The sequence below is a fragment of the Nonomuraea sp. NPDC003201 genome (genome assembly GCF_053590415.1).
Genome location: NZ_JBSFTC010000050.1, coordinates 1 through 21545, shown reverse-complemented (window position 1 = coordinate 21545; position 21545 = coordinate 1). Strand labels below are relative to the sequence as shown.

Annotated in this window: 16 protein-coding genes; 12 read left to right on the top strand and 4 right to left on the bottom strand. The window is 69.8% G+C overall.

All coding sequences use genetic code 11. From position 1 onward, the window contains the following. The first annotated feature begins 408 nt into the window (after positions 1-408). Genes ACWDX9_RS20110 through ACWDX9_RS20070 form a run of 9 tightly spaced genes read left to right on the top strand, consistent with a single transcriptional unit; the run spans position 409 to position 13217 of the window. Positions 409-3492, top strand: a complete 3084-nt coding sequence (locus tag ACWDX9_RS20110) for an amino acid adenylation domain-containing protein (protein WP_449955931.1) — start codon at positions 409-411, stop codon at positions 3490-3492. Between the two features lie 4 nt (positions 3493-3496). Next, complete coding sequence (locus ACWDX9_RS20105) at positions 3497-3673, top strand: MbtH family protein (RefSeq protein ID WP_449955929.1); 177 nt, start codon at positions 3497-3499, stop codon at positions 3671-3673. Positions 3674-3690: 17 nt separating this feature from the next. Continuing rightward, the gene (locus tag ACWDX9_RS20100; RefSeq protein WP_449955927.1) at positions 3691-6984 is read left to right on the top strand and encodes a non-ribosomal peptide synthetase; all 3294 of its coding nucleotides are present in this window, start codon (positions 3691-3693) and stop codon (positions 6982-6984) included. After that, on the top strand, positions 6984-7781 hold the full coding sequence (locus ACWDX9_RS20095; RefSeq protein WP_449955924.1) for a thioesterase domain-containing protein: 798 nt from the start codon (positions 6984-6986) through the stop codon (positions 7779-7781). Before ACWDX9_RS20100 ends, ACWDX9_RS20095 begins: the two co-directional genes overlap by 1 nt. Next, a complete protein-coding gene (locus tag ACWDX9_RS20090) occupies positions 7778-8914 on the top strand; it encodes an acyl-CoA dehydrogenase family protein (RefSeq protein ID WP_449955921.1) in 1137 nt (378 codons plus the stop codon). The genes ACWDX9_RS20095 and ACWDX9_RS20090 overlap by 4 nt, the downstream gene beginning before the upstream one ends. Continuing rightward, positions 8911-9861, top strand: a complete 951-nt coding sequence (locus tag ACWDX9_RS20085; protein ID WP_449955918.1) for an acyl-CoA dehydrogenase family protein — start codon at positions 8911-8913, stop codon at positions 9859-9861. Before ACWDX9_RS20090 ends, ACWDX9_RS20085 begins: the two co-directional genes overlap by 4 nt. A 51-nt stretch (positions 9862-9912) precedes the next feature. Next, entirely contained in the window at positions 9913-11127 is a 1215-nt protein-coding gene (locus ACWDX9_RS20080; RefSeq protein WP_449955915.1) for an aspartate kinase, read from the top strand. A 1-nt stretch (position 11128) separates the two neighbouring features. Further along, positions 11129-12556, top strand: coding sequence for an MFS transporter (locus tag ACWDX9_RS20075; protein ID WP_449955912.1), 1428 nt, complete (start codon positions 11129-11131; stop codon positions 12554-12556). A gap of 55 nt (positions 12557-12611) precedes the next feature. After that, positions 12612-13217 carry a CGNR zinc finger domain-containing protein gene (locus ACWDX9_RS20070; RefSeq protein WP_449955909.1) on the top strand — a complete coding sequence of 202 codons (606 nt, stop codon included), beginning with the start codon at positions 12612-12614 and terminating at the stop codon, positions 13215-13217. A 12-nt stretch (positions 13218-13229) separates the two neighbouring features. Here the strand turns inward: ACWDX9_RS20070 and ACWDX9_RS20065 are convergent, their stop codons facing one another. Continuing rightward, positions 13230-13808 (bottom strand): N-acetyltransferase family protein, encoded by a 579-nt coding sequence (locus ACWDX9_RS20065; protein WP_449955907.1) that lies wholly within the window; start codon positions 13806-13808, stop codon positions 13230-13232. A 167-nt stretch (positions 13809-13975) separates the two neighbouring features. On the opposite strand from ACWDX9_RS20065, the gene cysD reads away from it, so the two are divergent. Both cysD and cysC read left to right on the top strand, forming a co-directional pair. After that, entirely contained in the window at positions 13976-14866 is an 891-nt protein-coding gene (cysD, locus tag ACWDX9_RS20060; RefSeq protein WP_449955905.1) for a sulfate adenylyltransferase subunit CysD, read from the top strand. A gap of 8 nt (positions 14867-14874) precedes the next feature. Then, positions 14875-16710 carry an adenylyl-sulfate kinase gene (gene cysC / locus ACWDX9_RS20055; protein ID WP_449955902.1) on the top strand — a complete coding sequence of 612 codons (1836 nt, stop codon included), beginning with the start codon at positions 14875-14877 and terminating at the stop codon, positions 16708-16710. Between the two features lie 191 nt (positions 16711-16901). Here cysC and ACWDX9_RS20050 read toward each other — a convergent pair whose 3' ends face one another. Continuing rightward, on the bottom strand, positions 16902-17774 hold the full coding sequence (locus ACWDX9_RS20050; protein WP_449955899.1) for an alpha/beta hydrolase: 873 nt from the start codon (positions 17772-17774) through the stop codon (positions 16902-16904). 668 nt (positions 17775-18442) lie between these two features. On the opposite strand from ACWDX9_RS20050, the gene ACWDX9_RS20045 reads away from it, so the two are divergent. Then, a complete protein-coding gene (locus ACWDX9_RS20045; protein ID WP_449955896.1) occupies positions 18443-19981 on the top strand; it encodes a pectate lyase family protein in 1539 nt (512 codons plus the stop codon). Between the two features lie 139 nt (positions 19982-20120). Here the strand turns inward: ACWDX9_RS20045 and ACWDX9_RS20040 are convergent, their stop codons facing one another. Continuing rightward, positions 20121-20510, bottom strand: a complete 390-nt coding sequence (locus ACWDX9_RS20040) for an ArsR/SmtB family transcription factor (RefSeq protein ID WP_449955894.1) — start codon at positions 20508-20510, stop codon at positions 20121-20123. Between the two features lie 54 nt (positions 20511-20564). Next, positions 20565-21545 (bottom strand): cation diffusion facilitator family transporter (locus ACWDX9_RS20035; RefSeq protein WP_449955891.1); only part of this gene is annotated, 981 nt, incomplete at its 5' end.

The following is a 21545-nucleotide window of genomic DNA, read 5'->3' as shown; positions in this document are numbered from 1 at the left end:
TCACGTCCGGCGGAGGGAGGAACACGTGTCCACTCAACTTCACGATTCCCCAGCTCATCCCCCATATTCCGGCACGTTGTCGCGCTGATCGCGGAGGAGTCGCCGCTTTCCGGAGCCATCACCGGAAGGCGTGCCGGCCCCGGTGCGGCACGGGCCGCGGTCTGCCGGGCGCGTCGCCACGACTGAGCCGCGCCTGATCAACCGGCCGATTCCGGCGAAGCCGCTGACGCGGTAATGCGACGACATTTCAGCGTGCATTCGGCAATTTGCGTGATACGTAGCCACCTGTTAACGGCCGCCGAAAAATCCCCCGCGGGCCGGCCCTGGCTACCTGAAACTCACAGACCTGAATAGTGACCGATCTACCTTCACCGAGGATCTGTTGCCGGTCGCGACTATGGGAGCACGATGCCACGCCATCAGCAGACGCACCTGAGCGAACAAGCCCTGACCGCCATTCACTTATCCCTGGGGCCGCGGAATGCGTTCCCCCGGAAAAGCACGGTCCTTGATCTGTTCCGCGCACAAAAAGAGAACGCACCGGACCGTCCCGCCGTCCGCTACCGGGACACCACGATGAGCTATGCCGATCTCGATGCCGCGGCCGACGTGACGGCCAATCGACTGATCGGCAACGGCGTTCCGGCCCGGCAATTGATACCCGTGCTGGCCGCGGACGGGCCCGAATTCCCGATCTCGCTCTTCGGGGTGCTGAAGACAGGCTCGGCCTTCGTGCCGCTGGATCCGGCCTGGCCGATCGACCGGCTCAACGCGATCATGGCCGAGCTGTCGCCGCCCGCCATCGTGGCGTCGCCGGCGACCGCGGAGACCGTCGCCGAACTGAGTACGACCCTCCCGACAGTGATCGTCGACTGCGCGGAGCGGCCGTACGATCCGGCTGACCGCACGCCCCCGCCGGCCGGCCGTGAACCTCGGCCAGAAGACCTGATTTACGGGTTCTACACCTCCGGCTCCACCGGCACGCCCAAATGCGCGCTCAACCACCACCGCGGCCTGGTCAACAGGTTGACCACGATGTCGCGCCGGTTCGGTGACGGGGCCGATCACGTGACGCTGCAGAACAGCCGGTCCACGTTCGACTCCTCGATGTGGCAGGTCCTGTGGCCGCTGGTGTCCGGTGGTCAGGTCGTGCTGCCGCACCGCGACGGGATCCTCGACCTTGAGGAGACCGCGATGACCATCGGCCGCCACGGCGTCACGATGACCGACTTCGTGCCGTCCGTGCTGGCGGCGTTCGTGTCGCTGCTGGAGGCGCGCGAGGACCTGCGGGAGGCGACGTCGAGCCTGCGGCGCATGCTGATCGGTGGGGAGGCGGCCGGCGCCGGCGTGGTGCACCGGCTGCGCGCGCTGCTGCCCGAGCTCGAGGTCACCAACACGTTCGGGCCGACGGAGTGTTCGATCGGGTCGGTGTTCCACGAGGTCACGGACGCCGACCTGGACCGGATCCCCCTCGGTCGCGCCATCGACAACACCGCCGCGATCGTGCTCGACGACGACCTCAGGCCCGTCCCCGTGAACACACCCGGCGAGCTGTATCTCGGCGGTGAGTGCATCGGCGCGGGTTACCTCGACGATCCCGAGCGCACCGCGCGGGTGTTCGTGGCCAACCCGTTCCCCCAGATCCCGGGCGAGAAGCTCTACCGGACAGGTGACCTGGCACGGGTCGGCGAGGACGGGCTGCTGTACTTCATCGGCCGGCTCGACGAGCAGGTCAAGCTCGGCGGGGTGCGGGTGGAGCTCGGCGACGTCGCCTCGGCCCTGGCCGAGCATCCGCTCGTGGGCAGCGCGGTGGCGGTCGTGCTCGGGGAGGCGCCCCGATCCACTCTGGTCTGCTGCGTCACGCCGCGCTCGCCGGACGACTCGCCGTCCGCGGAGGAGCTTCGCGGGTACGCGGCGGAGAAGCTGCCGACCGAGCAGGTCCCTCATAAAATCGTGGTACTGGAAGCGCTTCCACTCAATCGCAATGGCAAAGCGGACCGCAAGGCACTGGCCGCGCTCATCGTGGCCGAGTCCGCGTGGCAGGCGGACCCGGAAGAGCACGTCGAACCGCCGGCGAACCCGATGGAGGAGCTGGTCTGCTCGGCATGGCGCGAAGTCCTCGAGCAGGAACAGGTCTCGGTGGTCGTCCCGTTCTCCGACTACGGGGGCACCTCGCTGATCGCCTACCGGCTCACCACCGCGGTCAGCCGGCGGCTGGCCAGGCCGGTGCGTCCCAGGGATCTGCTCGTCGCCTCGACCGTGCGCGCGCAGGCGGCGCGGCTGACCAAGGGCATCGACGACGACAGTGCCGAACTGGCCTACATCAAGCACGACCTGGCGTGGCGCCCGCCGCAGACACTGCTGCTCACCGGCGCGACCGGGTTCGTCGGGGCGCACATCTTCGCCGAGTTGCTGATGCACTCCAACGCCGAGCTGATCTGCCTGGTGCGGTGCTCCGACCCCCCTGACGGCGCCCGGCGGCTGACCGAGGTCCTCGATCAGTACGGGCTGACCTCCGCCTGGCAGCTGCTCCCCATGGCGCTCAAGACGGGACGGGTCGAGGTCGTCCCCGGCGACCTGGGCAGCGAGCTGCTCGGCCTGCCGCAGCGGCGATTCGACGCGATCGCGTCGGCCGTGTCCGGGGTCGTCAACGCCGCGGGCGCGGTGAACTTCCTGTCCGGCTATCTGGACCACCGCCCGGCCAATGTGCTCGGCGTGCAGGAGCTCATCAAACTCGCCTCAGGCGGCGCCCGCGTGCACGCCCTGTCCACCCTGAGCATCTTCCCGCCCGCCGGGCCGGCCGGCCCGCGCATCACCGAGGACCAGATCCCGGAGACGGACCAGGTCGCCGCGGACGGCTACAACCGATCGAAGTACGTCGCGGAGAGCCTGCTCGCCGACGCGCACCGGCAGGGCGTCAGCTCGGTGGTGTACCGCCTCGGCGAGATCTGGCCGCACCAGTCGATAGGCGTGGCCAACCCGGATTCGCTGGCACACAACCTGTTGTACGCGTGCGCGCGCACCGGATGCGTGTTCCCGACCGAAGCCGAGACCGACGTGACGCCGGTGGACGTCGTCGGCCAGTTCGTGGCACGCGCCGCGACCGGCGACATCAAGGTGCCCGACGGCGCGATGCACGTGCTGTGGCCGGCGAGGCTGCGCTTCGCCGAGGCGTTCGGCGTGCTCGCCGACCGGTGCGGGCTCGACCGGGTCGGCTACGCGCAGTTTCACGATCGCCTGGAGGCCGTCGCCGAGCCCGACGAGAGGCTCGCCGGGCTGCGCCTGCTGCTGCCGCCTCCGGCCGGCGACTGTGACGCGGCGCCGGTCGAGTTCGACCGGCTGTTCACCGACAGCTCCCGGCACTTCGACGCCCGGCGGTTCAGCCGGCACGCGGTCTCGCTGGCGCGGCCGACGGCGGACGGGCTCAGGACGCTCGACCGCTACCTCAGCGAGCTGACCGACATTCCCGCCTTCGTACCTCAAGAAAGGTAAGCGAATGGAAGAGAAATTCGTCGTGGTGATCAACCACGAGGACCAGTACTCGATCTGGCCCGCCGGCCGGGAGATTCCGACCGGCTGGCGCGAGGCCGGAGCCGAGGGCGGCAGGAGCGATTGCCTGGCCCACATCGCGCAGGTGTGGACCGATCTGCGCCCGCTGAGCGTGCGACGGTGAAGGAGGAACCCGAGATCATGTCTGCCCCGAAGGAACGCAACGTCGCCGACATCAGGCGCGCGTTGCTGGAGATGAAGGTCCGCCAGCGCGTGGCGGAGAAGGCCGAGCGGGAGCGGATCGTCGCCGTCCCGCGTACGGGCAAGATGGCCATCGCCGAGCAGCAGCGGTTCCTGTGGTTCCTGCACCAGATGGTCGCGGGCGCACCGGTCTACAACGTGCCCTTCGCCATGCGCGTGCGCGGGCCGCTCGACGTGGCCGCTCTCTCCGAGGCGCTGCGCGGGATAGTCGCGCGGCACGAGAGCCTGCGCACCCGGTTCGGCGACGAGCACGGAGTGCCCTTCCAGACCGTCGATCCGCCGCCCGAGACGTGGGACCTGCCGGTGACCGACGGGACCGAGGCGTCCGTCCAGGACTGGATCGACGGGCAGGTGCGCGAGGAGTTCGACCTGCGCAACAGCCCGCCGTACCGGTTCGCGCTGCTGCGCCTGGGCCCCGAGGATCACGTGCTGTCCATCGTCTGGCATCACATCGTCATCGACGGATGGTCCTCGCGCCAGTTCGCCGAGGAGCTGACGGCCCGTTACACCGATCCGAGCGGCGCGGAGTTCCCCCCGCTGGCCCTTCAGCCCGCCGACTTCGCGGCGTGGCAGCGGCTCTGGCTGCTCAGCGAGGAACCGGCCAAGCAGGTCGAACACTGGCGCTCCGCGCTGGACGGGATGGAGCCGCTGGAGCTGCGCGCCGACCGGCAGCGCCCGTCGGCGCCCACCGGGGCCGGCCGTATCTACGAGACCCGCCTGCCCGAGGACCTCGCACGGGGGATCCGCGATCTGGCGCGGGCCGAGAACGTCTCCCTGCTCGCCCTGACGATGGCCGGGTACCAGATCGTGCTGAACCGCTACACCGGCCAGCACGACATCGCGCTCGGGTCGGTCCTGTCCGGCCGGACGCGCTCGGAAACCGAGCCCATGATGGGGTTCTTCGCCAACACGGTGGCCGTCCGCGGCGACCTCGAGGGCAATCCCGTGTTCCGCGACCTGGCGCACGCCACCAACGACACCATCCTGGAGGCGATGGCCCGCCAGGACGTGCCGTTCGGCCGCATGGTGGAGGAGCTCAAACCGGAGCGGCTGCCCGGACGGAACCCGCTGGTCGCGCACCTGTTCACGCTGCTGCCCGAGCCGATGATCGCGCGCTGGCGCCTGCCCGGCGTGGAGATCGAGATGCTGACGCCGCAACCGGGCACGACCCGGTTCGACCTCACGTTCCAGATCAACGACCTGCCGGACGGCGGGCTGGGCGTGTGGATCGAGTACTCCTCCGAGCTGTTCGACCACGAACGGGTCGAGCGGCTGGTGGAACACTTCGCCACGGTCATGGCCGACGCGCTGTCCAGGCCGGACGCCCGGGTGGACGCGCTGGACATCATGCCCAGCAGCGAATATCTGCGCGTACTCACCGAATGGAATTCCCCGCCCGGCGAGCACGACGAGCGCCTGCTGCACGAGCTGTTCGCGGCGCGCGTGGCCGAGACGCCCGACGCGGTCGCGATGCGTTTCGCGGACGAGGACCTGACCTACGCGCAGCTGGACGAGCGGTCCAGCCGGCTGGCGCACGCGCTCGTCGAGGAGTTCAAGGTGACGCCCGGGCGCGTGGTCGGGGTACTGCTCGATCGCGGCTTCGATCTGCCGGCCGCCGAACTCGGCGTGCTCAAGGCGGGCGGGGCGTGGCTGCCGCTCGACCCGCAGTATCCGCCGGAGCGGCTGGCCTACCAGCTCGGCGACGCCGAGGTGGCGGCGGTGGTGACGACGTCGGATCTCGCCGACCGCGTGCCCGCGGACGTGGGGCGGATCCTGCTGGACACGGACGCGCTCGACGGGCGGCCGGCTTCGCCGCCTTCGGTGCGCGTGGCGCGGGAGGACACGGCGTACGTCATCTACACCTCGGGCTCGACCGGCACCCCCAAGGGGGTCATGGTCCCCCACCGGGCGGTGGTGAACTTCTGCACCACCTTCCGGCGGATGTTCTCGGTGACGCCGGACGACCGGATCCTGCAGTTCTCCAACCCCGCCTTCGACGTGAGCGTGTCGGACGTGTTCTCGACGCTGACCGCCGGCGGGACCATCGTCGGCGCGCCGCGCTCCGAGCTGCTCGACCCCGAACCGTTGCAGCGGCTGCTGGCCCGCGAGCGGGTGACGATGGTGGACATCCCGCCCGCCGTGCTGGGGCTGCTCGATCCGTCCGCCCTGGACGATCTGCGGGTGTGCTTCATCGGCATGGAGCCGTTCGGCCCCGATCTGGTCAACCGGTGGCGCAAGCCGGGGCGCGAGTTCCACAACGGATACGGGCCGACGGAGGTCACGGTGACGTGCGTGGACTACCTGTGCCCGCCGGAGCCGCTGGACGGGCCGCCGCCGATCGGCCGGGCGATGGCCAATCAGCGGGCCTACGTCCTGGACAAGGGGCTGCGGCCGGTGCCGGTCGGCGTTCCCGGGGAGCTGTTCATGGCGGGCGCCGGTCTGGCCATCGGCTACCTCGGCCGGCCCGACCAGACCGCCGAGAAGTTCCTGCCCGACCCGTTCGCGGTCACCCCGGGCGAGCGCATGTACGCCACCGGCGACCTGGTGCGCTGGAACGCCGACGGCGATCTGGAGTTCCTGGGCCGGGTCGACCGCCAGGTGAAGCTGCGCGGGCTGCGCGTGGAGCTCGGCGAGATCGAGCACGCCATCGAGAGCTTCAGCGGCGTGCAGCAGTGCGTCGTGATGGTGCGCGACGCGGGCACGACATCGGCCTGGCTGGCCGCGTACGTGGTCGGCGAGTTCGAGCCGGACGCGCTGCGCGAACACCTGGCCGGGCGGCTGCCCCTGCACATGGTGCCCACCGACTACGTACAGCTGGAGCAGCTCCCGCTGACCTCGACCGGAAAGGTGGACCACGCGCGGTTGCCCGATCCTCGCCCCGACGGCGAGGCGGGACAGGTCGAGCTGACCACCGAGACGCAGCGCCGGCTGGCCGAGATCTGGCAGGGCCTGCTGAGCCTCGACGCCGGCCGCATCGGCGCGCAGGACAACTTCTTCGTCCTCGGCGGCAACTCCCTGCAGGTGACGCAGATGATCTCGCGGGTGCGCGACACGTTCCAGGTGACGCTCGACCCGCGGCGGCTGTTCAGCTATCCGCTGCTCAGCCAGTTCGCCGCCCAGATCGACGATGCGCAGCGCGCGCTGCTGGGCGAGGACGAGCTGGCGCGGCTGGAGGCCCAGGTCGCCGACCTGCCCGAGGACGAGCTCGATCGGCTGCTGAAGGAGTCGGGCTGATGGCCGGTTCGCCTCCCTCCACGCTGGAGGAGAAACGACGCGCGCTGCTGCAACTCCGGTTACGGCACAAACGGGAGGAAGCCCTCGCTTCCGCCCCGCCGGAGGGGCGGACGATGTCCCCGCTGGTGCCGCTCAGCCCCGCGGGCGCGAAGCCCCCGCTGTTCCTCGTGCACGCGGCGGGCGGATCGGTGGCGCCCTACGCCGCGCTGGCCGCGCTGCTGGGCGACGACCGGCCCGTTTACGCGCTGGAGGATCCGGGCCTGCACGGCGCCACGATCGGGGAACGGCGGCTGCCCGGCCTCGCGGCCACCTATCTGGCCGCGGTCCGCGAGGTCCAACCGGACGGGCCGCTGCACGTGGGCGGCTGGTCGGTCGGCGGGGCGGTGGCGCTCGAAATGGCGCGCCAGGACGGCGACGTCGCGGTGACGTTCGTGCTCGACACCGCCATCCCGGACGACGCGCCACCCCGTCCCGGCGACGACGAGCTGAGCGCGTGGTTCGCCGCCGACGTCGCGGCGATGGGCGCCGAGCCGGGCGAGGCCGAGCTGGCCGAGCGGTTCCCGGTGTTCGCCGCGAACGTGCGCGCGCTCCTGGCGTTCTGTCCGTCGCGGGTGGACAGCCGGGTGGTGCTGCTGTCCGCCGAGGACTCGGAGCCAGGAAGGCTCGACCGATGGCGTGCCTACGCCGATGAGATCCAGGTGGTGCGGGGCGACCACTACACCATGCTGCAATCCCCACACATCGAAGCGCTGGCGGAAGCGATGCGCGACAGACTGAGCGAGGTGAGTGTCCGATGATGCCGGCCTTCACGCCGGAGCAGGACGGCTTCCGGGAAGAGGTCTGCAGGCTGCTGTGCGAGGACGCGGTGCGCGCCGAGATCGCACGGTCCCGGCGGATGCCGTACGGACAGGAGAGCGGGCTGCTCGACGTGCACCAGCGGCTGGGCAAGCTCGGCTGGCTCGCGGTCAACTGGCCCGAGCGTTACGGCGGAGCTGACGCCACGATCGTCGAGAAGGCGATCCTCACCGAGGAGATGATCCGCCACGGCGTGCCCGACAACGTGCACTCCCTGGGCATCGACATCGTCGGGATGGCCATCCACCTGTTCGGCACGCAGGAGCAGAAGGAACGGCTCCTGCCGGGCCTCGCGCGCGGCGAGATCACGGCCAACGTGCTGTTCAGCGAGCCGGACGTCGGATCCGACCTGGCGTCGCTGGCCACGCGCGCCGAGCCGGACGGCGACGGCTGGCGCCTGTACGGCCGGAAGATCTACAACATGAAGGCGCAGCACAGCGATTTCGCGCTGTGCGCGGCCCGCACCTCGACCGGCCCGGTGAACTTCTTCGGGATCACGCTGTTCCTGGTCCCGCTGCAGAGCATAGGCGTGGTCATCGAGCCGGTGTGGAACCTGTCCGAGGAGCGGTTCGACCTGGTGACGCTCGACGGGATCCGGGTCGGGCGCGAGGACGTGCTCGGCGAGGTCGACGACGGGTGGCAGGTGCTGGGCAAGGTGCTTCCGCTGGAGCGCACCGGGCTGGACCACTCCGCCAAGGCGGAACGCACGCTGGCCGCGCTGCGCGAGCACGCGCCGCCCGGGTGCGAGCAGCGGCTGGTGCAATTGGAGACGCGGGTACGCGCGGCGCGGCTGCTGGCCTGGCGGTGCGTGGCCAACCTGCACGACAGGCGGCCCGACGAGGTGCACTCGGCGACCGCCAAGTGGTACACGTCGGAGACGGCCAAGGAAGTGTCGGTGGCGGCGGTCGAGCTGCTCGGGCCGCGGGCGCTGCTGGACGCACGCGATCCCGACGCGATCGCCGAAGGCGTCTTCGACGCCGCGCTCCGGGAGGCTCCCGGGCTCACGCTCGCCCAGGGTTCTTCGGAGATCATGCTGTTCTTTGTCGCCACATCGAAATTGGGGTTGCCGTCATGACCGCAGTGGAGACCACGGCGATCGCCGACTTCTTCGACGAGGATCTGGCGCCGCTGGTGCGACGGATGGCCGATCGGCCACGCGCCGAGGGCGGCGGCGACGACAGTCGCGAGATCCGCGCGATGGTGTGGGAGGGGCTGGTCGGGCTCGGCGCGCTCCGCGCCTCCGACACCGTACGGCTGGCCGAACTGCTCGGCTCGGTGCTGTATCAGGGGCCGCTGCTCGACACCCTCACCGCTCGGGAGCTGCTGCGGGACCACGACCTCGGCCAGGCGCCGGTGGCGCTGGCGGTCGCGGCCGAGCCGTGGTCCGATCAGGACGGGGTGATCTCCGCGCGGCGGGCCTTCGTCGGGTTCGCGGCGGAAGTGGACCACTTCGTCGTGGGCGGCGTCGACGACGTCGCCGGGCTGCGCCTGGCGCTCGTACGTGCTGGCCATCCGTCCATCACGATGCGGCGGTACGAGGAGACGAGCCGCGGCGAGGCGTACGAGGTCGAGTTCGCGGGCACGCCCGTGGCCGCGCGGGCCGGCTCCGCCACCGAGTGGGAGGCGGCGCTGGCCGGCGCGCGGGTGCGCCAGGCGGCGTACCTGGTGGGCCTGGCCCAGGCGGCGCTCGATCACGCCGTCGACCACGCCAAGACGCGCCGCCAGTTCGGCCAGCCCATCGGCAAGTTCCAGGGACTGGCGTTCCGGCTGAGCGAGCTGTCGATGCACATCGACGCGACGCGCCTGCTGGTGCACGACCGCGACGCGGCCGCGCACGCGGCGGCCAACCTCGCGGCGGCCTCGGATCTGGCCCGCACCGTCACGACGCGGACCATGCAGATCCACGGTGCCGCCGGCATGCGGTCCGACAACGACGCGCAGTTGTACTACAGGCGGGCGGCGGCCGAGTCGGTGCGGCTCGGCACGCCGTCCCAGCTGCGCCGCGAAAGCCGGAGGACGTGATGACGGCGGCCGGGAAGCCTGCGGAAGACGACGTGGCGCAGGAGTAGACCGATGGACCTGGTGATACAGAAGTACGGCGGAACATCACTGGGTGACGTGAGCAAGATCAGTCACGCGGCCAAGCGCATAGCCGCCGCGGACGGGTCCGTGGTCGCCGTGGTCTCCGCGATGGGCGGTGCCACCGACACCATGCTCGACCTGGCGCGTAACCTCACGGCCACGCCACACGCCCGGGAGCTGGACCTCCTGCTCAGCACCGGTGAGCAGGCCTCCGCGGCCGCGCTCGCCCTGGCGCTGCACGAACTGGGCGTGCCTGCCCGCTCGTTCAGCGCCCGCGACGGCGGCATCATCACCGACGGAGTGCACGGGTGCGCGCGCATCGTCAGCGTCGACCCGGTGCGGATCCGCGAATGCGTCGCGACCGGCCATGTCCCCGTGGTGACCGGTTTCCAGGGCATCGCCGCGGACAGCGGCGAGCTCACCACGCTGAGCCGAGGCGGCTCCGACACCACCGCCGTGGCCCTGGCCGCGGCGCTGCGGGCCGAGGCGTGCGAGATATTCACCGACGTCGAGGGCGTGTTCACCGCCGATCCGCGACTCATCGCCGACGCCCGCAAGCTGGACCACCTCTCCTACGAGGACATGGCCGAGCTGGCCGCCGGCGGCGCCACGGTGCTCGCGCATTCCAGCGTGGAGTACGCCAGCACCCATCGCGTCCCCGTTCACGTCCGATCCAGCACGACCGAGACGGCCGGCACCTGGGTGACCGGCCTGCGCTCGGCCGCCCCGCTCGACGGCGAGCGGTTCACCGCCGTCGGCGTCGCCCACCGGACCGGTCAGCTCCGCTGCCGGCTCGACGGAGTCGACCCCACTGCCCTGACCGCGATCGCCGCCGCGCTGGCCGATCCGCTGCTGCTCGTGGACCTGCTCGGCTTCGCCGACACCCCTTGTTCGCTGCGGTTCGTCGTGAACGCCGCCGACCGGGACCAGGTCGACGGGGTGCTCGCCGACCTGCGCGACGCGTTCATCGGGTGCCACTGGTCCGGGCCCGTGGGGAAGGTGTCGTTGGTGGGCCGCGGGTTCCGTACCCGCCATCCCCAGGTGGGGCTCCTTCTCGACACGCTCAAGGCCCACGGCGTCGCGGTGCGGGACATGAGCGTCCATGCCCGGCGGATCTCCATCACCTGCGCCGAGCACGACGTGCTCGACGCGGTGACGCACCTTCACCGGCTGTTCCTCGACCCGACTCCCGCGAAAGGGATGTGAAATGAGCCAAGCATCGTCGCACGCGACCGGAAGGGTGGAGAGCGGATTCCAGTCCCGGCAGTTCTGGCAGCTCACCGTCATCTGCGGCACCCAGTTCCTGGTCGCCCTCGACTATTCGATCATCAACGTCGCCGCCCCGAGCATTCGCGAGGGCATGCACTTCACCGGAGGCGGCATCGCCTGGGTTCTTTCCGCCTATCCCCTCGCCTTCTGCGCCTTCCTCCTCCTCGGGGGAAGGATCGCCGATCTGTTCGGGAGAAAGCGGGTGTTCATCTGGAGCATGGCCGGCTTCGTTCTCGCTTCGCTCCTTGCGGGCCTCGCCTGGTCGCCGGCGGCTCTCATCGCGGGCCGCGCCCTGCAGGGGGTCGCCGCCGCGTTCATCGCCCCGGCGGGTCTGGGGCTGCTCCAGGCGGCCGTCCCGGAAGGAGCGCAACGCGAACGCGCTCTCGGCATCTACGGGTCGGCGCTGTCGGCGGGGTTCGTCTCCGGCATGGTGCTCGGGGGTGTTCTCACCGAGTACGCCGGTTGGCGGTCCGTCTTCCTGATCAACGTACCCGTCGTCCTGGTCGCCGGGCTGCTCGCGAGGGCCTATCTCGATGAGAGCCGGGATACGCACGCGTCCCGCCATCTCGATCTCATCGGGGTCGCCTTGGCGACCACGGGCATGGTCGCGCTGGTGTTCGCCCTCACCGACGGGGAGAAGTACGGCTGGCTGTCGGCTCCGATCCTGCTCTCCGCCGGGATCGCGGTGCCTGCCGTGGCCCTGTTCGTCTGGGTGGAGTCGCGGAAGGACAACGCCCTCGTGCCGATCTCCATCTTCCGCACGTCCGCCATCGGCGCGGCCAACCTGGTCAACGTCCTGCTGATCTGCTCCTACGGCGGAATGCTGTTCATTCTCACCCTCTACCTTCAGACGCATCTCGGTCTGGGCGCGCTCATGACCGGCTTGACGTTCGCGGTCTCGGGCGCGATCGCGATCGTCACCGGAATCTACGCGGGCAGACTTGTCGAGCGCTTCGGGCTTTACCGCGTTCTCCTTTGCGGAATCGTCATCGAGACGTTCGGCATCCTGATCATGGTGGGCCTGCCGGAAGGTTACGGACTCGCTCTCGTCCTGATCGGCACCTCCGTGAACGCCTTCGGCCACATCCTCGCGCTGATCACGACCAGCATCGCCGGCACGAACGGCGCCGACGAGGGACGGCGGGCCACGGCCGGCGCTCTGATCAACGTCTCCCAGCAGTTGGGGCTGGCCGTGGGCGTCGGAGTCGTGACGTCGGTGGCGGCCCACTTCGCCAGGGTCACCGGTGGATCCGATGCCGTCCTCGCGGGCTGGCGCTGGTCTCTCTGGTGCTCGGTCGGGTTCGCGGTCGCGGCGGTCATCACGACCGTCCTTCTCCGGAGACGCTTCAAGGGAGAGGTCACGTAGATCGGGCTCCCGGTGTGCCCTGGCCTGCGGGCGAGAACCATATATACTCCTTATAATGGTTACTTTTGCTCCCAAGGCCCGGTCACCCTGGCAGGACGCCCACTTCATCGGCGGCCACCCGGTCCTGGACCTCACGAACACCGTCTTCGATCGCACACATCCGGCCGAGGACGGCGAGCTGCTGAAAGCACCCTCGGACGTCTTGACGTGGTGCGCGTCCGCGGGGCTGTTCGAGGAGGTGCCGTCCTTGACGGAGGCGTCCGCGAGCGGCCTCGTGCCGGAGGTTCAGGCCGTTCGCGAACAGGCGTGGGCCGTGTTCAGCGCGGTCGCGCACGGCGAGGCGGTGCCGGCCGAACCTTTCGGCGCGCTGCTCGAACGGGCCGGTACGGGCGTGCGGGCCGAGCACGTTCAGCAGATCGATGCCGCGCTCGACCGCTTCACCGTGGACTGGACGGCGCCGGGAGCGATTCCCGCGGCCCTGTCCTTGCTGGTGGTCCAGGCGCTGTTCACCCTTCCGCGCGAGCGGATCAGGGCCTGCGGGAGATGCGGTTGGCTGTTCCTGGATTCCTCGCGGGGCGGACGCCGCCGCTGGTGCAGCATGAACATCTGCGGCAATCGCGAGAAGGCGCGCCGCCACCGGCAGGGCCGAACGCACCACTGATCGCTTCTCGCGTCATCCGGCGGCGTGGAGCTTGCGTCGCATGATCGGCCGATCGCCACGCGGGCGGGCCACCTCGGAGAATCCGGCGCCGAGGAAGGCGCTGGCCATCCCGGTCATCGCCGTGTCCGCGCCCGCGCGTTTCCCGTCGCGAGGTTCGATCGGATAGCCCTCGGCGGTCGGGTAACCCGCGGAGGCCGCGTACTCGCAGACGGCTTCGAGAATCTTCGGCAGCAGCCCGGAGCCGCGGTGCTTTCTCCGCACGAAGACGCACGTGATCGCGCAGACCGGCTCGTCGTCGATGTTCGCGAGCAGCGGCGAACGCTCAAGCCTCGGAAACGACGAACGCGGCCCGAGTGAGCACCATGCCACCGGCGTGTCGTTCTCGTAGACGACGACGCCGGGCACCGGCTCGCGCCGGGCGAGGCGCCTCATGGCCTGCTTGTTTCCCTCGCCCTTTCCTTCCGTCCACTCCGCGATGGACAGCCGCCAGTGCATGCACCAGCACCCGCGGGCGCCTCCGTTCGTCCCGAGAACCGCCTCGAAGTTGTCCCAGGTCTTCTCGGACAGCTCTTTGACCGTCAGGGTATTCATCGCCGCACCGCCGATCTGGCTCCAATAACCTGTATAACGCTTTTATAGGTTACTATAGAAGAGCATGGCCGCGGAGACCGATCCGCCGGCCGCCCTTGAGGTCGCTCGACACCACGACCGGCGGCCGGCCCACCGAAGAACGGTTAGCGACGACGGAGGGCCGATACGTGGCCGAAGAAGACGTCCTGGACATGCTCGAAGCCGAGGCGATCCACGTGCTGCGCGAGGTCGCCGGAGCCTTTCGCCGGCCGGTGTTGCTGTATTCGATCGGCAAGGACTCCTCGGTGCTGCTGCACCTGGCGACCAAGGCGTTCGCGCCCGGCCGGATGCCGTTTCCCGTGCTGCACATCGACACCCGCTGGAAGTTCCGCGAGATGATCGCCTTCCGGGATGACACGGCCAGGCGGCTGGAGCTCGACCTGCGGGTGCACACCAACCCGGAGCGGGTGACGCCGTTCACCCACGGCGCGCACGAGTACACGCGGATCATGAAGACCGTCGCGCTGCGCCAGGCGCTCGACGACAGCGGGTTCGACGCGGCGATCGGCGGCGCGCGGCGGGACGAGGAGCGGTCGCGGGCGAAGGAAAGGATCTTCTCGCTGCGCGAGCCCGGCCATCGCTGGGAGCCGCGCTCGCAGCGTCCGGAGTTCTGGTGGTGGGCGAACACCGAGCTGGCCGACGGCCAGTCGATGCGGGTGTTCCCGCTGTCGAACTGGACGGAGCTGGACGTCTGGCGCTACATCAGGCGGGAGGGCATCCCCGTGGTGCCGCTGTACTTCAGCGCACCACGCCCGGTCGTCGAGCGGAACGGCTCGCTGATCATGGTGGACGACGATCGCTTCCCGCTGTCGCCCGGCGAGCGGCCGCTGCTGCGCCAGGTACGCTTCCGCACCCTCGGCTGCTACCCGCTGACCGCGGCCGTCGAGTCGAAGGCCGAGAACCTCGACGAGGTCATCGACGAGATGCGGCTCGACCGGAGGTCCGAACGCGCCGGCCGGCTCATCGACGGCGAGGGCGGCACATCCATTGAGAGCAAGAAGTCGGAGGGGTACTTCTGATGATTTCGGTGCTTCGAGTGGTCGCCTGTGGCTCGGTCGACGACGGCAAGTCCACCCTCATCGGTCGGCTGCTCGCCAACACCGGCAGCGCCACCGAGGACCGGCTCGACTACGCGCGGCGGACCAGGCGCGGCGGTTCCACGATTCCGCCCGGAGCGGTCGACTATTCGCTGCTGACCGACGGGTTGGAGGCGGAGCACGAGCAGGGCATCACCATCGACGTCGCCCACCTCTTCCTGGACCTGCCGTCCGGGCGCCGGGTGATCATCGCCGACGCGCCGGGACACGAGCAGTACACGCGCAACATGGCGGTCGCGGCGTCCACCGCGGACGTCGCCGTGTTACTCGTCGACGCCACCAAAGGCGTCCGCGAGCAGACCCATCGGCACCTGGCGATCTGCGCGCTGATGGGCGTGCGGGCCGTCATCGCGGTGGTCAACAAGCTCGACGCGGTGGGCTACGACCGGGCGGCGTTCGAGCAGCTCGCGAGCGAGGTGCTGTCGGCGGCGAACGGCCTCGACATGGCGGCGAGCGTGATCCCGGCCAGCGCACTCGATGGGGACAACGTCGTCGACCCGTCACCGAACCTCCCCTGGTACGACGGGCCGACGCTGCTCGGCGCGCTGTCCGCCTGGGAGCCGCCCGACCGGCCGCGACCGGACGGCGCCGACGGCTACCGGCTGCCCGTCCAGTACGTGATCCGGGCGGACGACTTCCGCGGTTTCGCGGGCACGGTGGTCGGCGGCCCGGTCCGACCGGGCGACACCGTCGCGGTCGCCGGCAGCGACATGGAGTCGAGGATCGACCGGGTGCTCGGCCCCGGCGGCGGCGACCTCGACCGGGCCGCCCCCGGCACCCCGGTGACGGTGACGCTGGCCGGCGACGTCGACGTCTGTCGCGGTGACCTGCTGACCACGCCGGCCGCCCTCGGCGACGGGCTCTCCCCTGCCACGGCGTACTCGGCCACGCTGGTCTGGACCGCCGAGGAGCCGGCCCGGCACGGCCGCTCCTACCTGCTGCTGGCCGGGTCCCGGGCCGTGCCCGCCGTGGTCACGACCGTGCGCGGCCGGATGGACGTGGTGTCCGGCAAGCAGTTCGCCGCGCGTACACTCGGCCTCAACGACATCGGCACGGTCGAGCTGACCACCGACACCCCGATCTGCCTGGACGGCTACCGGACGTGCCGGGACACGGGCAGCTTCCTGCTCGTGGACCGGGTCAGCAAGGAGACCGTGGCGGCCGGCATGGTCCGGCACGCGCTGCGGCGGGGCCGCAACGTCGTTCCACACGCCTACACCGTCGACCGCGACGCCAGGCAGCGGCTGAAGGGGCAGCGGGCCAAGGTGCTGTGGCTGACCGGCCTGCCGGGCGCCGGCAAGTCGACGATCGCCAACGCGCTGGAGCGGCGGCTCCACGCCATGGGACTGCACACGTACGTGCTCGACGGCGACAACGTCCGAAGCGGGCTGAACAAGGACCTCGGGTTCACCCCGGAGGATCGCGCGGAGAACGTGCGCCGCGTCGCCGAGCTGACCCGCATCCTGCTGGACGCCGGGCTGATCGTGATCGTCGCGCTGGTCTCGCCGTTCCGGACGGACCGGGCGGTGGCCAAGAGCCTGTTCCAGCCGGGCGACTTCGCGGAGGTCTGGGTGGACACCCCGGCCGAGGTGTGCGCGCGCCGGGACCCGAAGGGCCTGTACGCCCAGGCGAAGGCCGGCACGCTGCCCAACCTGACCGGCCTCGGCCAGGCCTACGAGCCGCCGGAGTACGCCGACCTGGTGGTCGACGGCTCCGGTTCGCTCGATGACGCGACAGACGAGCTGTGCGCTCTTCTGCGCGATTGAGCCTGCTCGGGCAGCTCAGCCGCCACAGGCACCTTCAGAGCCCTTCGGCCCTACGAGCGTGCTCCCGTGGGGACGCGACGACGACGCCCCTCGATTCGCACGTTGGTCGGTAACGAGCCGCCGCCCTCCGGGCCTGGGAATCAGGAGAACCCCCGGCATTTCACCCGATCCCCAAGCCGTCCCCGGCCCTGCTAGATTGCGGCCTTGTCCAGAATGGCGGCCACCTCATCGGCCCTGAACAGGAACCCCACGTGTGACGTGTCCAGCGTGTGCACCTCGTACGGGTTGCCGGGCGTCAGGGCGTCCGCTTCGGCGATCAGCCGGTCCTGCATGGCGATCGGGAGGGACCGGTCGCCGGTGAGGCGGATGTAGGTGCGGGCGATCGTGCCCCAGGTGCCGGCCTGGACGCGGGCGTCGGCCGTCATCACCGCGATCGATTCGTCCGGCTGCAGGATGTTGAGGAAAGCACGGAACCGCTCGTCGCTGACGTCCGCCATGGTCGCGGCCTTGAGCGCGTCGAGCAGTTTCACGTCCGCGGTGCGGTAGTTGGCCCGGCCGACACCGAGCTGAGCGGGGTCGCCGACGTTGAACGCGGCCAGCGGGCCCATCAGGTTGTCGGCGAACTCGGGCTCCTGCATGTACTCGATCGGGTTGGAGCGCCGCACGCACGACCAGGCGGAGATGTAGACGAGCCGGTTCACCAGCTCGGGGATCGCGTTGCCCACGCCGGTGATGGTCACGCCGCCGAGGCTGGCCCCCACCAGCACCACGGGCCCGTGCTCCGCCACGCGTCGGACCACGTCGACGACCGTGTCGACGTTGTGCTGCAGGGTGACCCCGGCCAGCGTGGACGGTTCGACCGCCCACGTGCCGAGGTCCTGGGGGGCCTGGTAGGCGAGCGGGTACTGCGCGTCGAGGCCATGCCCCGGCAGATCGACGGCGAAGCTGCGGTGACCGCGCAACGCCAGCTCGCGCTGGACGGGAGCCCACATGAAAGAACTGGAGCCGGAGCCGTGGACCAGCACGAACGTAGGCGACGACGAGCGGTTGGAGTTTGATCTCATGAAGAACAGTCCGTTTCGATGGAAGGCACGGTGAACATGCCTGCATTTGCCGAAGGCGGCGTGCGGCTGCCGGGCGAGAACACGGCAGGACAAGCCTTGAAATGAAGCCTGCGGGCGAAACCCGTGGGTGCGCCGCTTGTGCCACAGCGCCTATCTGCGGGATCGCCTCAACTGGCGGACCGCTTCAGCTGTTACGAAGCCGGATGAACTTCTGGATCATGCCTGGCAGCGTAGCAGGGAGCGACGCCGCGCATACGTCTCGGGCTGAGCTGGAGGCGTTGCCGCAGCGCCATCCCGCCAGCGGACGGCTCGTCCACGATCGGGCCCCGTTCACCTGCGCGGCGACGCTGGTGCCCGTACGGTGACCGCGGGAGCGACGGCGGTCACCGGTGTCCGCGTCTTGGGGCGACGTAGGGCGGTTCCGGTTCTTCACGCCGTCGCCAGACGCAGCCAACCGAGAGTTTCGTGAGGCGCCACCGGGTGGCGATTTGAAAGTTTCACGCCGCATTGACACCCGGAAAGCGCTTTCCTACGGTGTGGGTCATCCCAGCTCGGAGGCCGGAGCCGGACCCCAGCGGCCGACCTGACCCTGCAACAAGCCCGATGCCGCGGCGGCGACCGCGCAGAGAAGATCGCACCCGTTGTTCGAAGGAGAAGGTGGAACGAGGATGAGACGAGCAGTCGCGTTACGACTCCAGGCGGTGCTGGCCGCGGTGGCCATCGCGGCCGCGGCCGGTGTGGCCTTACCCATGCTGCAGGCATCAGCGGCGGCCGGCGGCGCCAGCGGCTACGCGAGCGTCAACGGCGGAACCACCGGTGGCGCAGGCGGGCAGACGGTGAGGGCCACCACGGGGACCGCGATTCATGCGGCCCTGTGCAACCGGGCCAGCAGCAGCACCCCGATCATCATCGAGGTCTCAGGGACCATCAACCACGGCAACACCACCAAGGTCTCGGGCGGAAGCTGCAACACCGCCGCCGACGTGATCGAACTCAAGCAGATCAGCAACGTCACGATCATCGGGGTCGGCAGCGGGGCCGTCTTCGACCAGCTGGGCATCCACATCCGCGAAGCCCGCAACATCATCATCCGCAACGTGACCGTCCGCAACGTCAAGAAGTCGGGCTCGCCCACGTCCAACGGCGGTGACGCCATCGGCATGGAGAGCAGCGTCCGCAACGTCTGGGTCGATCACGTCACCCTGGAGGCCTCGGGCGGGGAGGCAGAGGGCTTCGACGGCCTCTTCGACATGAAGAACGACACCCAGTACGTGACCCTGTCCTACAGCATCCTGCGCAACTCCGGCCGCGGCGGGCTCATCGGATCCAGCGAGAGCGACCGCTCGAACGGCTACATCACCTTCCACCACAACCTGTACGAGAACATCGACTCCCGCACGCCCCTGCTGCGTGGTGGCATCGCCCACATCTACAACAACTCCTACGTGAGCCTCCACGAGTCAGGCATCAACTCCCGGGCCGGCGCTCGCGCCAAAGTGGAGAACAACTACTTCAAGAACTCCAAAGACGTCCTGGGCACCTTCTACACCAGCGAGGCCGGCTACTGGCAGGTCGGCGGCAACATCTTCGACAACGTGACCTGGTCCGCCCCGGGCAGCGAGAACAACCCCGCCGGACCCAACCCGCAATCCAACACCACCGTCAGCATCCCCTACTCCTACAGCCTCGACGGAGCGAGCTGCGTGCCGAGCCTCGTCCTCCAGACGGCCGGCGCCAACAAGGGTCTGCAGGAGTCGAACGGCAGCTGCACGCCGCAGACACCGACGGCCACACCGACGCCGACCGTCAGCCCCACGCCGTCACCCACCCCTCCGCCCGGCGGGACCAACCTCAGCCTTGGAGCCGGCTCCGACGGCTCCAGCAAGGCCGACGGGACCAGCTACGGCAACGTGCGGGACGGCAACATGAGCACCTTCTGGTCACCGGCCGGCTCGACCGGTGACATCTCGATCAAGTGGGGCTCCGCCACCACGGTCTCCAGGGTCGTCATCCGTGAGGCGTCCGGCTCCGAAGGCGGCATCGGAGCCTGGCAGCTCATCAACGCCGGCACCGGAGCGGTCCTGAAGTCCGGCAGCGGCGCGGGCGCCATCACCTTCACGCCGACCTCGCTCAGCAAGATCACTTTGAGGATCACCAGCTCGGCGGGCACGCCGAAGGTCGCCGAGTTCGAGACCTACGCGGGGTAGCGGCTCCGCTCCGTCCGCCCGGGGACGAAGGCGGGGCCGTCAGACGGACGACCCCGCCCCGTCTCCTTGCGAAGGTGCCGGCTGGTGCAGCAGGTCGCGGGTTCGATCCGGCACGGAGTGGTTGTCGCTCCGGTGCCGATCACGCGTTCCCGTCGCGTTCGGGGTGGATGGCGTCAGTGTGCTCGGTGTGGGCGAGCGCCAGGTCGAGCAGCATCCGTACGTGCGGGTCTTCCAGCCGGTAGTAGGCCATCCGGCCGGCACGGCGGGCGGCCACGATGCGGTGCGCGCGCAACAACCGCAACGCATGGGAGACGGCCGACTCGCTCTGGCCGGTCACCGCGGCCAGATCGCACACGCACAACTCGCCGTCCAGCAGCGCCACCAGCAGCCTCAACCGGTTCGGATCCGACAGCAGCCCGAAGATGTCCGCGGTGTCAGTGAGGTCCTCGGCGGCCGGCATCCGCTCGTATACGGCGGCCACCCGTTCACCGTCGACCACCTTGACCGTGCAACCGTCTATTGCCAACACGCCATCATCTGAAGAACCGTTCACATGAATAGTCTGTCGGCATTGCGGCAAATGTCAATGACGCCATGTTCGAGCAGGTGACACTGCGTGGGGCGGTCGTGAGTTCATGTCCGGACCTTCGGGGTCATGACAGGAGGAAGCCGGCGTCGCGGGCTCGGCCGTGCCACTGTCGCCACCGGCCGTCTCATCAGGTCGGAGGGAGTGATGGGTGGGGCCGTGCGGGTCGGCGCAGTGCTGTACGAGCCGACGTAGGGCACCGTCGTCGTCGAAGGCGTGGCTGTCGGGCGAGGCATGGTCGACCTGCAAGGTGGTGTGCTCGATGCCGTGCCGGTCCTGCAGCAGGCTCTCAACTGCAAGACGTGCGGCGTGGCAGTCGGCCCCCGGGGTGACCAGCACGTGCGCCGACAGGGCGGCGTATCCGGAGGTGACCTCCCAGATGTGGAGGTCGTGTACCTCGACGATGGTGTCGAGGGCGGCGATCTGGCGGCCGACCTCGGTGGGGTTCATGTCGGCCGGGGCGGCTTCCATGAACACCCGTCCGGCGTCGCGGACCAGGCCCCATCCGGCTTTGAGCATGAGGGCGGCGACGATCAGGGCGGCGATGGCGTCGGCGCGGGTCCAGTCGGTGAGCCAGACGACCAGGCCGGCCAGGGTGGTGGCGATGAAGGCGTACAGGTCGTTGAGGATGTGCTGGAAGGCGCCTTCGACGTTGAGGCTGGAGCGGTTGGCCTTGGACAGGAGCCAGGTGGCGGCGACGTTGACGACGATGCCGGCCAGTCCGGTGAACACCACGAACAAGCCCTCGACCTGGGGCGGCTCGATCAGACGGCGGATGCCCTCGAAGCTGAAGTAGGCCGCGAGCAGGAGCAGGGTGATGCCGTTGACCTGGGCTGAGATGATCTCGGCGCGCTTCAGCCCGTAGGTGAAGCCGCCGCGCGGCGGGCGGGCCGCGATGCGCATCGCGATCAGGGCCAGCACGATCGCCATCGCGTCGGTGAGCATGTGGCCGGCATCGGAGATCAGCGCCAGCGACTG